The 14066-nt window shown below is 65.7% G+C and carries 12 protein-coding genes; 6 read left to right on the forward strand and 6 right to left on the reverse strand.

Annotated elements, in window-relative coordinates; genetic code table 11:
• Window positions 1-3 precede the first annotated feature (3 nt).
• Together QE389_RS06640 and QE389_RS06645 are read left to right on the forward strand one after the other, a co-directional pair.
• Window positions 4-1386 carry an ATP-binding protein gene (locus QE389_RS06640; protein ID WP_307365635.1) on the forward strand — a complete coding sequence of 461 codons (1383 nt, stop codon included), beginning with the start codon at window positions 4-6 and terminating at the stop codon, window positions 1384-1386.
• 77 nt (window positions 1387-1463) lie between these two features.
• Window positions 1464-1937, forward strand: a complete 474-nt coding sequence (locus QE389_RS06645) for a hypothetical protein (RefSeq protein ID WP_307365637.1) — start codon at window positions 1464-1466, stop codon at window positions 1935-1937.
• A 6-nt stretch (window positions 1938-1943) separates the two neighbouring features.
• Here QE389_RS06645 and QE389_RS06650 read toward each other — a convergent pair whose 3' ends face one another.
• From QE389_RS06650 to QE389_RS06660, 3 genes are all read right to left on the reverse strand, one after another.
• Window positions 1944-2753, reverse strand: a complete 810-nt coding sequence (locus QE389_RS06650) for a pyrroline-5-carboxylate reductase (protein ID WP_307365639.1) — start codon at window positions 2751-2753, stop codon at window positions 1944-1946.
• The gene (locus tag QE389_RS06655) at window positions 2753-3256 is read right to left on the reverse strand and encodes a YbjN domain-containing protein (RefSeq protein WP_307365641.1); all 504 of its coding nucleotides are present in this window, start codon (window positions 3254-3256) and stop codon (window positions 2753-2755) included. Before QE389_RS06655 ends, QE389_RS06650 begins: the two co-directional genes overlap by 1 nt.
• Before the next feature lie 76 nt (window positions 3257-3332).
• Window positions 3333-3632 carry an accessory factor UbiK family protein gene (locus tag QE389_RS06660; RefSeq protein ID WP_307365643.1) on the reverse strand — a complete coding sequence of 100 codons (300 nt, stop codon included), beginning with the start codon at window positions 3630-3632 and terminating at the stop codon, window positions 3333-3335.
• Between the two features lie 175 nt (window positions 3633-3807).
• On the opposite strand from QE389_RS06660, the gene lgt reads away from it, so the two are divergent.
• Genes lgt through pgeF form a run of 3 tightly spaced genes read left to right on the forward strand, consistent with a single transcriptional unit; the run spans window position 3808 to window position 6598 of the window.
• Complete coding sequence (lgt, locus tag QE389_RS06665; RefSeq protein WP_307365645.1) at window positions 3808-4710, forward strand: prolipoprotein diacylglyceryl transferase; 903 nt, start codon at window positions 3808-3810, stop codon at window positions 4708-4710.
• Window positions 4707-5819, forward strand: a complete 1113-nt coding sequence (locus QE389_RS06670) for a class I SAM-dependent methyltransferase (protein WP_307365647.1) — start codon at window positions 4707-4709, stop codon at window positions 5817-5819. The genes lgt and QE389_RS06670 overlap by 4 nt, the downstream gene beginning before the upstream one ends.
• An 8-nt stretch (window positions 5820-5827) precedes the next feature.
• Window positions 5828-6598 carry a peptidoglycan editing factor PgeF gene (pgeF, locus tag QE389_RS06675; protein ID WP_307365650.1) on the forward strand — a complete coding sequence of 257 codons (771 nt, stop codon included), beginning with the start codon at window positions 5828-5830 and terminating at the stop codon, window positions 6596-6598.
• 23 nt (window positions 6599-6621) lie between these two features.
• Here the strand turns inward: pgeF and lpxC are convergent, their stop codons facing one another.
• The 3 genes from lpxC to QE389_RS06690 all read right to left on the reverse strand — a co-directional run bounded on the left by lpxC (window position 6622) and on the right by QE389_RS06690 (window position 11595).
• On the reverse strand, window positions 6622-7521 hold the full coding sequence (gene lpxC, locus QE389_RS06680; protein ID WP_307368953.1) for a UDP-3-O-acyl-N-acetylglucosamine deacetylase: 900 nt from the start codon (window positions 7519-7521) through the stop codon (window positions 6622-6624).
• 190 nt (window positions 7522-7711) lie between these two features.
• The gene (gene ftsZ, locus QE389_RS06685; protein ID WP_307365652.1) at window positions 7712-9298 is read right to left on the reverse strand and encodes a cell division protein FtsZ; all 1587 of its coding nucleotides are present in this window, start codon (window positions 9296-9298) and stop codon (window positions 7712-7714) included.
• A gap of 227 nt (window positions 9299-9525) precedes the next feature.
• Entirely contained in the window at window positions 9526-11595 is a 2070-nt protein-coding gene (locus tag QE389_RS06690; RefSeq protein WP_307365654.1) for a S9 family peptidase, read from the reverse strand.
• Between the two features lie 266 nt (window positions 11596-11861).
• Between QE389_RS06690 and QE389_RS06695 the strand changes: the two genes are divergently transcribed.
• On the forward strand, window positions 11862-14027 hold the full coding sequence (locus QE389_RS06695) for a TonB-dependent receptor domain-containing protein (protein ID WP_307365656.1): 2166 nt from the start codon (window positions 11862-11864) through the stop codon (window positions 14025-14027).
• Window positions 14028-14066: the final 39 nt, after the last annotated feature.

Raw genomic sequence — 14066 nt, forward strand, 5'->3', positions numbered from 1 at the left:
GCGATGCGGCTGTTGCCCGCCTATCTGTGGCCGCGCTTCCTGAAGCGACGCCTGCCGACCTCGCTCTGGGGCCGGTCGCTGCTGATCATCGTCCTGCCCGTGCTGGTCATGCAGGTGGCCGTGACCTGGGTGTTCTTCGACGCCCACTGGCAGACCGTGACCGCGCGCCTGTCCGAGGGCCTGGCCGGCGACATCGCCTGGGCGGTCCAGTCCTATGAGGACGACCCCTCCCCCGCCAATCTGGCGCGGATCGCCGACCGGGCCGAGCGATCCATGTCCCTGTCCATCGCGCTTCAGGACGGCCGCACCCTGCCGACCGAGACCCGGCGCGGCCCCATCGGCGTGGTGGACCGGGTGCTGGACCGCGCGCTGGATGCGCGTCTGGACCGTCCCTACTGGTTCGACACCACCCGCTACCCGGCCTATGTCGACATCCAGGTGCAGGAGCCGCAAGGCGTGCTGCGCATCATCGCCCCGCGCGAACGGGCCGTGGCGACCCAGGCCCATATCTTCGTCCTGTGGCTGACCATCGCCACGGTGCTGCTGATGGGGGTGGCGATCCTGTTCATCCGCAATCAGGTCCGCGCCATCGAGCGCCTCGCCGATGCGGCCGAGGCCTTCGGCCGGGGCGAGACCGTGCCCCGCTTCAAACCCCACGGCGCGCGCGAGGTGCGGGCGGCGGCCACCGCCTTCCTGGCCATGCGCGACCGAATCCAGCGCCACATCGACCAGCGCACCGCCCTCCTGGCCTCCGTCAGCCACGATCTGCGAACGCCCCTGACGCGGCTTCGTCTGGAACTGGCCCTGGCCCCGCCCTTCAAGCGTCAGGACGCCATGCGCGGCGACCTGGACGAGATGGAGCATATGATTGACGAATATCTGGACTTCGCGCGCGGCGAGGCCGGAGAACCGCCCCAGCCCGTCTCCATCCCCGACCTGCTGGAAGCCGCAGGCGACGACGCCCGGCGCGCCGGGGCCGAGGTCCAGGTGCTGGTTCCCGCCGGCCTCGCCGCCTCCCTGCGTCCCCTGGCCTTCAAGCGCGCCCTGGTGAACCTGGCGGGCAACGCCGCCGCGCATGGCGAGCGGGTCCGCCTGTCCGGCCGCGCCCTGGCGTCCGGCGGTCTGGAAATCGCGGTCGAGGACGACGGCCCCGGAATCCCCGAGGATATGTATGAAGAGGCCTTCCGGCCCTTTTCCCGCCTGGACGCCTCGCGCAACCAGAACCGCAAGGGCGTGGGTCTGGGCCTGGCCATCGCGCGTGACGTGGCGCGCGGCCATGGCGGCGACGTCGTCCTGGACCGCAGCGACATGGGGGGGCTGAAGGCCCTGATCCGCCTGCCCGCGCCCGTCACCGCGTCTCCGCCTTCCGAACCCAGGCCTGGCTGAAAATTCATGGCCGCGCCCCTTTCGAAAGGGGCGTCGCGGGCGCATCTTCAGTCCGACAGGGTTTGGAGATGAATTCGATGCGTAAACTCGCCTTTATCGCACCTCTGGCCGTGACGCTGGCCGTCGCGGCGGCCGCCCAGGCGCAGCCGGTCGTCAATGTGACCGTCGGCCCCGACCTGACCCGCGAAGTCAAGAAGCTGGGCGACCGCGATGTCGACCAGCAGGTTTCCGACCTTCGGACGGAAGTGTCCAAGGCGCTGGAACAGGCTTATCCCGGCGCGACCGCCGATCTGGTGCTGACCGACCTGAAGCCCAATCGTCCCACCTTTCAGCAGGTGCGCGATACGCCGGGCCTGGATCCGATCCGCAGCATCTCTGTTGGCGGGGCGGCGGTCGAAGGCCAGATCGTCACCGCCGACGGCCGGACCCTGCCGGTGAAGTTCTCCTACTATACGCCGAGCATCGCCGACGTCTGGGGCTTCGCCACTTGGCAGGACGCCCGGCGCGCCTTCGATCGCCTGGGCGATCAGATCGAGCAGCGCCGCTTCTAGAAAGCGTCACGCGCCCATTTCACGGTTGCGGCGCACGGCCGCCGCGACCGTGTCTTCCAGCATGGCGGTCAGGCGCCCGTCGCTCTGCATCGACTCCAAGCCCGCGCGTGTCGAACCGCCCGGAGAGGCGATGCGGGCGATCAGGGCGTCCAGCGCCTCGTCGCCCATGGCGTCGGCGGCGGATTTCAGCGTCGCGCGCGCCAGGGTCTCGGCCGTGGCGGCGTCCAGACCGGCCTTGGCGCCCGCCTCGGCCAGCGCCTGCGTGAAGGCGTAAAAATAGGCCGCTCCCGACCCGGCGACGGCGGTGGCCGCGTCCATCAGGTCTTCGTCCGCCAGATCGACCGTCTCCGCCATCGGTTCGAACAGGGCGCGTCCCAGGGCGCGCGCCGCCGCATCGGCCGCCCAGACCGAGGCCACGCCCCGGCCGCGCGCCACGCCTGTCGTCGGCATCACCCGCACGATGGGCCAGCCGCCCAACCCCTCGGCCAGGGTCGGCGCCGTCACTCCCGCCATGACGGAAACGATCACGGCCTGGTCATGCAGGAAGGGCGTCAGCGGCGCCATGACCTGTCGCCACAAGGCCGGCTTGACCGCCAGCACCACCGCCCGCGCGGCCGTCAGCGCCTCCAGCGGCGGATTGACCCGCGCGCCCTTTGCCCGGGCCGCCTCGGCGGCCGGCTTCCGGGAAGGACTGAGGATCATCAGATCGGACGGCGCGACCGCGCCGGTCAGCAGCCACCCCTCCAGAATGGCCGCGCCCAGACGGCCGCAGCCAACCAGGACGACCGGCCCATCGGCCAACGCCGATTCTGGCATCAGGCGTTGCCGACCGTTTCGAACAGGCAGGCGTCGATCGCCTCCTGCGGCTTCTTGTTGCCCCGAACCATGAAGTCGAAGGCGGGATAGTAGCGATCCGCCGCCTCGATGGCCGCGTCGATCATCGACGCCGCCTGCGCCAGGGTCGGACGTTCGCCCATCGGCAGGGCCAGGGAGTGACGGAAGACGATCTCCCCGTCCTCGGCCCAGACCTCGAAATGGCCCATCCAGGTGCGCTGATTGATCAGGCCGACCAACTCATAGGCGGCCGTCTTGCGGCTCTTGGCGACGCGCAGGTCCAGGGCGCAGCACAGTTGCAGGCAATCCCCTTCCGGCCGCCAGGCGAACCACAGCTCATAGTCCTTCCAATCCCCGGCCAGGGCGAAGGCCAGGTCGCCGTCGTCGGTGCGGTCGAACGGCAGGTTCTCGGCCGTGAGAACATGCTCCACGACCTCCAGCGGGTCGAAGGGCACGTCCGTTTCTTCGGGCCGGGCGATATCCATCAATGGTCTCGATTCGAACTGCGGCCGTGTGAATCACGACCGTTAACGGGACGGTAAGCCTGTTCGCGGATTCGGCTCAACCGGCTGCGTCCCCGGGTTGAGTTCCATCTGTGGACGTTCCCTTGAGAGGCTTGTCGGCGGCCTTCTTGGGCGCGGTCGCGCCGGCTTTCAGCGCCGCGATCTCGGCGCGCAGGGCGGCGATCTCGTCTTTCAGCACGTCGAATTCGTCGCGGCGGACCAGATCCATCTCGGCTACGATCCGGTCGGTCTGGGCGCGCCAGGCGGTCTTGGCCTCTTCACCGGCGGCCTGGGCCAGGCCCATCGCGCCCGTGGTCAGTTTGGCGAACTCGTCCAGAAGAGGATTGCGGGTCTGCATGGCGGGCTCCCACCGATCAGGGTTAACGAAGGTTCACCTACTATGGTGAACGAAACCTTTCTTTCCGCTGCTTCGGAGGCGCCATCAAGGCGTCGTGATGCGTCTTCGCAGGCGACGAAGGCCGCGACGCTTGCTAGACCGCAAGCAGCAGCACAGGCTTGAACAGGAACGCCCCTTGCCCTTTCCCGAATTCGATCCGGTCCTGATCCATCTGGGACCGCTTCCGATCCGCTGGTACGCCCTGGCCTATGTGGCGGGCATCGTTCTGGGCTGGTGGTACGCCGCGCGTCTGATCAAGACCCAGCGCCTGTGGGCGCCGGGCAAGCCGCCGCTGACGACCACGCAATTGGACGACTTGGTGCTGTGGATCGTGCTGGGCGTCATCCTGGGCGGCCGGCTGGGCTACGCCCTGTTCTACAAGCCGGTCATGTACGCCCAGCTGTTCACCGGCCAGTCCCTGGGCGAACGGTTCGAACTGTTCCAGCTGTGGACCGGCGGCATGAGTTTCCACGGCGGCATGATCGGCACCACCTTGGCCGTCGTCCTCTATGCCCGAGCCAAGAAGCTGAACACGCTCAGCATCGGCGACATGGCCCTGGCCACCGCCCCCATCGGCCTGTTTTTCGGACGCCTGGCCAACTTCATCAATGGCGAACTCTGGGGCCGGCAAACGACGGTTCCGTGGGGCGTGAACTTCTGCAACGCCAGGGTCCGCGAATTCTACGGCCCGACCTGCGAGTTCGTGGATCGGGCGGGTCATGTTCAGGGCCCCGGCGACATGGTGCGCCACGCCAGCCAGCTGTACGAAGCCGGGCTGGAGGGTCTGGTTCTCTGCACCCTGCTGGCGCTGGCGGTATGGAAGGGCGGCCTGCTGAAGAAGCCCGGCTATGTCACCGGCCTGTTCCTGGTCGGCTACGGCGTCTGCCGCGCCGCTCTGGAGAATGTGCGTGAACCCGATGTCGGCATGCCCCACTTCCCGCTGGGCCTGACCATGGGAATGATGCTGTCGACCCCGATGATCCTGATCGGCGCCTGGCTGATCTGGCGCGCCTGGAACCGGCCCCCCGTCGCAGCATGAGCGGCCAGGAGACGCTGAAGGCCCGTCTGGCGAGGGAGATCGCCCTGACCGGGCCGATGACGGTGGCCGACTATGTGACCCGCTGCCTGCACGATCCCAGGGACGGCTACTACGCCTCGCGCCCCGCGCTGGGCGAAGGAGGCGACTTCATCACCGCACCCCTGGTCAGCCAGATGTTCGGCGAACTGATCGGCCTGTGGGCGGTCGAGACCTGGAGCCGGCTGGGCGCGCCAGAAAGGTTCCGCCTGGTCGAGGTCGGTCCCGGCGACGGCACGCTGATGAGCGACGCCCTAATGGCGAGCAGGGGGGCCGCGCGCCTGGTTCCGGGCTTCCTCGAAGCCTGCGACCTTATCCTGATCGAGCCTAGCGGCCCTTTACGCGATCTGCAGGCCCGGGCCCTGGCCGACGCCGACCTGTCGCCGCGCTGGGTGCGCGACCTGGCGCGGATCGAGACCGACGCCCCCATCATCCTGATCGCCAACGAGGTTCTGGACTGCCTGCCCGCGCGCCAGTTCGTCCGCACCGACGGCGGCTGGGCCGAGCGGCGCATCGGCGTCACCGACGAGAACGACCTGATCTTCGGCCTGACCGCCATTTCCGGCGGCTTCGACAAGCCCGACTTTCCCATCGAACCCGGCCAGGTCTTCGAGATTTCCGAACAGCAGACCGCCTTCGGCCGCGACCTGGGCGCCCTCGTCAAGGCCGCCTCGGGCGCCGCCCTGTTGATCGACTACGGCCGCGCGCGGCCCGAGGCGGGCGACACCCTCCAGGCCCTGCGTCGGCACCAGAAGGTCGATCCGCTGGACGCGCCGGGCCAGGCCGACCTGACCCAGTGGGCCGACTTCCCCCTGGTGCTGGAGGCGGCGCTCCGCGCCGGCGCCGACGTCACCGGCTGCCTGCCTCAGGGCGACTTCCTGCGTCGCCTGGGGATCGAAGCGCGAGCTCACGCCTTGAAGGAGGGCCGGCTGAAGTCGGGCCGGCCCCAGGCCGCCGCCGTCATCGACCGCCAACTGAACCGCCTGACCGCCGAGGACCAGATGGGAACCCTGTTCAAGGCCGCCGCCATCTTCTCGCCCCGCACCCTGATCGTGCCCGGATGGGACGTGTGAGCGACCCGATGACCGATCTGGCCCCCATCACCCATCCGCTGCTGACCGCCGCCGGCTTCGACCACGGTTTCTTCACCCGCGCGGGCGGCGTATCGACCGGGATCTACGCCGGGCTGAACGCCGGCGTCGGCTCCAAGGACGATCCCGCCGCCGTGGCCGAGAACCGTCGCCGCGTCGCCGCCCGCTTCGGCGCCGACGCCGATCACCTGAACGGCTGCTATCAGATTCATTCCGCCGTGGCCCGCGTCGCGGAAGGCCCCTGGGGCGGCGACCGGCCCGAAGGCGACGCCATCGTCTCGGTCGAACCCGGCCTTCTGTGCTCCATCCTGACGGCCGACTGCGCCCCGGTTCTGCTGGCCGATCCCGAGACCCGCGCCGTGGCCGCCGTCCACGCCGGCTGGAAGGGCGCCCTGGGCGGCGTCGTCCACTCGGCCGTCACGGCGATGGAGGCCCTGGGCGCCCAGCCGCGCCGCATCCTGGCCGTCGTCGGCCCCTGCATCGCCCAGGCCAGCTACGAGGTCGGCCTAGATTTCCAGGACCGGTTCGCCCATCACGACCCCGGCAGCGCCCGCTTCTTCAAGCCGGGCGCGAGCGCGGACAAACGCCTGTTCGACCTGCCCGGCTTCGTCCTGTGGCGCTTGCAGCAGGCGGGGGTGGATCGGGCCGTCTGGACCGGACACGACACCTGCGCGGACGAGACGCGCTTCTTCTCCAACCGCCGCGCCTTCCAGCGCAGCGAACCGGATTTCGGTCGATTGATCAGCGTGATCGCGGCCTGACAGCCACAGTCCGTCCGCCTGGGTCAGCCGGCCTGGGCCAGTTCCGGCACGCGGGTGACTTCGCGCCAGGCGCTGGGCGTGGCCAGCAGTTGGCGGACCAGCTTGTTGTTCAGGGCGTGGCCGGCCTTGTAGCCTTCGTACCGGCCCAGCAGCGGCGCGCCCAGCACATAAAGGTCGCCGATGGCGTCCAGCGCCTTGTGGCGCACGAACTCCCGCTCCATCCGCAGGCCGCCGGGGTTCAGGATGTCGTCGCCGTCGATGACCACGGCGTTCTCCAGCGAGCCGCCGCGCGCCAGACCGGCCTGACGCAGGGCTTCGACCTCATGGGCGAAGCCGAAGGTTCGGGCGGCCATGATGTCCGAACGGAAGGTCGCCTCATCGACGACGAAGTCGATCACCTGATTGCCGATGGCGGCCGACGCAAAGTCGATCTCCATGCGCATCTCATAGCGGTCGCAGGGCATCAGGGCGGCGTGTTTGTCGCCCTCGACCACATGGACCGGCTCAAGGATCTCGATATAGGTTTGCGGCGTCGATTGAGGCCGAAAGCCCGCGCGATCAAGCAGCCTGACGAACTCCAGCGCCGAACCGTCCAGAATCGGCAGCTCCGGCCCGTCCACCTCGACCACGGCGTTCGAAACCCCAAGGGCGGCAAAGGCCGACATCAGATGTTCGATGGTCGACAGGCGCACGTCGGCGGCGTTGGCGATCATGGTGTTCAGGCGCGCGTCCACCACCGCCTCGCCCGAGACCGGGATGCGGTTGTCGCGGTCGTTCACATCGGTGCGCACGAACACGATCCCGCTGCCGGCCGGCGCAGGACGAACCGCCAGCCGCACGCGACGGCCGGTGTGCACACCCACCCCGGCGATGATGGCCGGGGCGACGATGGTGCGTTCGTGATGGTCGTGGCTGACCGGCAAACTCAAACTCGCTTCTCTACGCGCGTCGCCTCTGTGTGCGGATTGCGCCTTGCGCTGGATGTAGCGGCTTCGCTGCAAGTGCGAAATGAAAGTCGGGTTTCGGATTGTTTCGTTCCGGAACATCCCCGCCCGCAAATGAAAAACGCCCCGGAGCCGAAGCTCCGGGGCGCGATCTCAGGACCAGGTCCGATCAGTTCGCGAGCCGCCGAAGAAAGGACGGGATTTCCAGGTCGTCATCGGCCTGTCCCGCCTCCTGCTGCGGCTGCGGCGCCGCCTGGGCCGACGACCGCATCTGCGGGGCCGGACGGGCGCCATAGCCCGGCTCGGGCTGCGGCTGGGCGCGCTTGCCGCGACCGAACAGGCTCCAACCGCTGCGGCGATGATCGCGGTCGTCATAGTCGTCGACCGCCGGTTCGGGCGCGCGGCTGGCGTAGAGGTCTTCCTGCGGTTCGGCGCGGGTGCGCTGGGCCGCGGCGGGCGCGCGGGTCTCGTACTCCTCGACCCACGGATCGACGATGGGCTCCAGTGTGCGAGCATGCGCCTGGGGCTGAGGCTCGGCGACACGGATCACCGGCTCGGGGCGCGGTTCCGGCTCGCGGGCCTGAAAGGTCGGGACGACGGGAGCCGGTTCGATGCGGGGCTCCGGGCGCGGCTCGGGCGCGCGCTCGGCGCGGATCGGCTCGCGATAGGCGTCGCGCGTCGGGTCGGGCGCGCGGGTCGAAGCGGCGCCATACGTTCCGCCGGCCGAACGGCGGGCGTCATGGCCTGACAGGGTGCTGGTCGGGGCGATCGGCTCGATGCGACGGACCTCGCCCTCGTCCATGCCGGTGGCCACCACCGAGACGCGGATCTTGCCGTCCAGCGCCGGGTCGAAGGCCGCGCCGAAGATGATGTTGGCGTCGCCGTCCACCTCGGCCGAAATGGCGTTGGCCGCCTCGTCGACTTCCAGCAGGGTCATGTCCAGACCGCCGGTGATGTTCACCAACACGGCCTTGGCGCCCTTCAGGCTGGTCTCGTCCAACAGCGGATTGGCGATGGCGTTCTGGGCCGCCAGCAAGGCGCGGTCGTCGCCCGTGGCCTCGCCCGTGCCCATCATCGCCTTACCCATTTCGGACATGACGGCGCGCACGTCGGCGAAGTCCAGATTGATCAGGCCGGGCAGGATCATCAGGTCGGTGATCGAGCGGACGCCCGAGTGCAGGACCTGGTCGGCCATGCCAAAGGCGTCGGCGAAGGTCGTGCGTTCGTTGGCGACGCGGAACAGGTTCTGGTTCGGAATGACAATCAGGGTGTCGACATAGCGTTGCAGCTCGGCGACGCCCGCGTCGGCCAGGCGCATGCGGTGGCGGCCTTCGAAGGTGAAGGGCTTGGTCACGACGCCGACGGTCAGGATGCCGCGATCACGCGCGCATTTGGCGATGACGGGCGCCGCGCCCGTGCCGGTGCCGCCGCCCATGCCGCAGGTGATGAACACCATGTGCGCGCCTTCGAGGTGCTGATGAATCTCATCGGCCGATTCCTCGGCGGCGTTCATGCCGACTTCGGGGTGAGCGCCAGCGCCCAGACCTTGCGTGATGGTCTCGCCCAGCTGGATGCGGCGATCGGTCTTGGCGAAGCTCAGATGCTGCGCGTCTGTGTTGGCCACCACGAACTCGACGCCCTCAAGCCCGGCGTCGATCATGTTGTTGACGGCGTTGCCGCCGGCGCCGCCGACGCCGAACACGACGATGCGGGGCTTCAGTTCCGTGTGTTGCGGCTTGACCAATGAGAGCGACATTTTCTGTTTCCGACCTGCTGACCCGCCCCTTCAAACCAACCGACCGCCCCGCCGAATCGCTTTGGTTATGAGCGCGTTAAGGATTGCGCCCACGAGGGTTAAGAGAAGGTTACGGCGATAATGTGAGTCGGGGCGAAACCAACCGAAAACCTTAAGCTTAGCTGCAGAACGCCCACGAAAAAATGGGACGGATTGCTCCGTCCCATTGCTTAGCTCGGCCTTGAAAATCAGAGACCGCCAGGTCCGCAGTCGTTCTTGAAGAAATCTTCGACACTAGTGAGGATGTTGACGAAATTCTCCGGCGTCCAGGTGTTCAGTGTGTGCTCCATATCGGGCAGAATGGTCAGTTTGACCGACTTGCCGGCAGCACGCATCGCCCCTGCCATGCCTTCGGATTCTGACGGTAGAACGCGGGTATCACGGTCTCCCGTATAAAGGAACAAGGGAACACTGATCTCGTTCACGCGACGGATAGGATCCTCGCCGTCTGCAGTGGGATGCTGAAACTCGCGCAGAAAACGACTGTTGTAAGTGCCTTTCTTGAACAAAGCGATGCTCGCCGGTCCTGCACCAGCGGCGGCGCATTGGTAAATGCCATTGGATCGCACAGCCGCCATCATCGAGGCATAGCCGCCATATGAATAGCCGTGCATGGCGATCCGGTCGGGCGCAGCGACACCTTGGGCGATCAGATACCGCGCACCATCGTCGTTATCATCCTGCATCTTGCGACCCCATTCACGGTCGCCGGCGCGCCACAGACGCTCCCCCCAGCCTTGTGAACCCCGGAACTGAGGTTGAAGCACAGCGTAGCCCCGACTGGCGAAATACTGGGTCCAACCCGTCACATCCCAGGACAGGTCGTCACGCGACCACGGACCGCCATGCGGGGTGATGATGGTCGGATAAGGTCCAGGGCCATAAATTGCCGGATCGGGCTTGGTGAGGAACGCCGGAATCATCAGGCCGTCACGCGCCTCGTACTGGATCAGGGTCGTTTCACCCAAGGGTGCGCCCTGGAGTTCCGGATAGGCCCGCCCGAGAAGGCGCACGCGCCCCCCGTGCAAAATGTAATATTCCGGCGGAACACGAGGCCCAGACTTGCTGATGATGATGGTCGATCGATCATCCGACGTGACCGCAAGAGAAATGTCCGCCCCATCGCCGACTGAGAAACGGCTGCGCGTCCCCGTCTCGATATCCGTCCAGGAGACCGGCACTGTCGTGATGTTCAGCGCCTGACGCAGGTCTTTGAATGCCTGATCGAGGTTAGGATCAGTGTAGAACCTTCTCTGGCGCTCGCCATCGTAAGTGAAGCCCACAACTTCACCGAAATCAGAAGGCGCGCGTGAACGGATCACGCCTTCGGCGTCGAAAAGTGGGTGCGCGAAAGCGATCTCGCCGAACTGTCGCTCGCGGATCTTGTATTCGTAAATCGCTGCGCGGTCCCGCCCTTCCGTCTTACTGACGAAGACAATGTTCGGGTCATTCGAGAATCCTACGATTTCGACAGGCTGCCGGTCCCGAGCATAGTACCTAAAATGCTCGGACCATTCGCCCGTATCGGGATGCTTCAACCACTGCCCAACGTAGGCGGCGCCGTTATCGAAATCGAAACGCGACTTAGCCCGGATTTCCCCATTCAAGTCAGCCTGCTCGCCGCTAAAGCGATCCGAGCCCCGCTCGATGCGTTCAGCCCGACCAGTGTAGAGATTAAGCCTATATTTGTCGCCTCGCATCGGATCGCTGACGATGATGCTTTCCGGGTCGCGAGGCAGTTCGCTGACCAAACGTCCGACGCCGACGATCGCCTGTTGCGTGTCGTCCAGCCCGTCGAAGCGAAGCGAATTACGGGCCGGCTCCCCCTCAAGGGTAAGAACGACCGAACGCTGGAGGAAACTGCGCTCCCGCTCGCCGCTGAAAGGGTTGAAATCCCGCAACTGCTGCGTGGTCACAAACAGACGGTCGTTCTTGATGAACTGCGCGCTGACCACCTCTGCGCGCTCGTCGTCTGACCCGATGATGAACGGAGGCTTAGCCATTTCGGCCGTCGTCCATAACGCGACGACGCGCTTTTTGCCGTCCGGTGAAATTACGGCGACAACATGCTTGCCGTCAGGCGACACATCGACCGAGGCAATCGCCGGACGACGAGCGAAGGCGCTTGCCGGAGGCGGAGCAACAGTTCGATCAACGGAGCCGGCCAAGCTGGGCGCGGCCGCCCCGCCAAATGCAAGAAGGACCGCTGCCACGCACGTCACCACCCTGCTGCCGCTAAACCTGATACCGCTTGTCACGCCCTACGCCTCCCTTGTGAACCCTCCCATCCAAGCATCTGACGCACCTTCAGTGCAAGACGCAGCGTCGCCCATCACAGCGCTCGAAGAACGAAGGTAGTTTGCGCGTTGGTGTCTGACGGAGCGCGTGTTCTAGATGTAACATTCGTCATCGACTTGACACCCTTGCGCCACATTTGGCTTGGTTCGAGGGCGCTTTAAGGGCAAGGAGCTTTTGATCTCCAGCCGGCTCTTATGTGCGTCGACACTTATTTGGGAATTTAAACATGAAGCTCAGTAGGAAAGCCCTGCTTGCCACCACCGTCGTTGCCGGTCTGGCTGTGATGGCTCCGTCGCTTGCCTTCGCTCAAGCTCAAAGCGGTCAGACACAGCGGCAGCAGAAGAACGAAGAAGAAGAGGCTGCCCATGTCGACGAAGTGGTAGTTACGGGGTCGCGTATCCGCCGGAGCGAATATTCCAGCACTCAGCCGGTCCAAATTATCACCTCAGAAGAGGCGACGCTGGAAGGTCTGGTGGATACGACAGAAATTCTGCAGGGTTCCACGATCGCAAACACCGCGACTCAGATTAACAATTATTACACCGGTTACGTCACGACCGGCGGACCGGGCGTAAACACTATTTCGCTACGTGGCCTGGGCGCCAACCGCACCTTAGTGCTTCTTAACGGCCGTCGCGCCGGTCCCGCCGGCGCTCGCGGAACCGTCGGTCCCACGGACCTTAACGTTATCCCGAGTTCGCTGATTGAGCGCGTCGAAATCCTGACGGACGGGGCCTCGTCGATCTACGGTTCCGACGCCATCGCAGGTGTTGTGAACATTATCACCAAGAAGAACTTCGATGGCGGATCCGCCAATGTATATGTCAGCCAGCCGTTCAAAAGCGGCGGTGAGGAATACCAGGCTAACGTTAACTATGGCCGGACGTTTGATCGTGGCTACTTCTCGATCGGCGCCGACTATTATGATCGCAAAGCGCTCCGATTCGGCGACCGCGAATCCTTCTCGTGCCCACAACTCGCCGCCTATTGGGATCCGGAGCTGAACATTCGCGCTGATGTGACTGACCCGGCGACGGGCCAGTACAAGTGTACGTCCACCGCTGCGGAACTGGTCACTCTGTATGTGAACGGTGGGGCTGGCGGCACCATCGACTATCACCCCGTCCCTGGAGCCCCTGCCGGCGGCGGCCTGCGTGGCTGTGACTTGGCTGGCTGGGAACAGGTTCGGGTTTTCGCCACCGGCTTCGGCGCCTGTGCCCTGCCTACCGCCCGTCCGGCGAACTACACTGGCACGGCGGCTCAGTGGAGCGACCTCCTCCGCAACTACTATGCGCGTAGCCCGCTGCACTCGAGCCGTTACAACAGTCGCACGGCGGTTTCGGGCGTGACGCGCACCAGCATCAGCGCCTTCGGCGGCTTCGACCTGACCCCGACCACCGAAGTTTATGGCGAACTTCTGCTGAACCGTCGTGAATCGAATCAGGATTCCTGGCGTCAAATCTGGGCTGCCATTCCGTCGGCCCACCCGCGCGTTCCGGCCGCCCTGCGCACGGTGAACGGCGTTGCCATCAGCCACGTCGAACCGACCTTGTTGATCGATTCGAAGCAAGAACAACAGGTTGACTACTACCGTGGCGTCGCCGGCATCCGCGGCACCCTGTCGGTGGGTCGCGGCTGGGATTGGGATTTGACTGCGCAATACAGCCGCTCGGAAGCCGAATATGGCTCGACGTTCGTTTACAACGACCGCTTCCTGGCCGCGACATCCTTTACCACGGCGACACAACTGGCTGCGGGGTGCAACACGGCTCGCCTCACGACGGCCACCGCCTGCCCTACCGGCGGTGTCGATTTCTTCTCGCCCAACGTCGTCGCCAATGGCGAAATGCGCCAGGAAGACCGTGATTTCCTATTCGGCTATGAGACTGGCCGAACCGTGTACGAGCATAAGTATGTCGAAGGCCTGATCTCCGGCGAAGTGTTCGACCTACCTGCTGGTCCCGTAGGCTTAGCCCTAGGCTTCCAACTGCGCGAAGAATCGCTGGACGATCTGCCCGGTCTTCAAGAGCGTACCGGCAACTACTGGGGCCAAACGGCCGCCGGCCATACCGTCGGCAAGGATCGGATCAACGAAGCCTTCGCCGAAATCGAGTTGCCGGTCCTCAAGAACCTGCCTCTCTTCAATAACCTCAGCGTCAACTTGTCGGGCCGTTATTCGGACTACAAATCGTACGGCGAGAATTCGACTTATAAAGTCGGTCTGAACTGGGCGATCACTCCAGAGTACCGCCTTCGTGCTTCAAAGGGCACTTCGTTCCGCGCTCCGGCCCTGTACGAACTTTACCTAGCCAACCAGACCGGCTTTTTAGGGTCAGGCATCGATCGATCCCTGCCGCAGTTGGGGGCTCTCAACCAACGAAACCCTGCGTAAGAACTGCGCCGCCGCAGGCATACCGGACAACCACGGCAC

The organism is Brevundimonas sp. SORGH_AS_0993 (assembly GCF_030818545.1).
In the GTDB taxonomy this organism is placed as follows: Bacteria; Pseudomonadota; Alphaproteobacteria; order Caulobacterales; family Caulobacteraceae; genus Brevundimonas.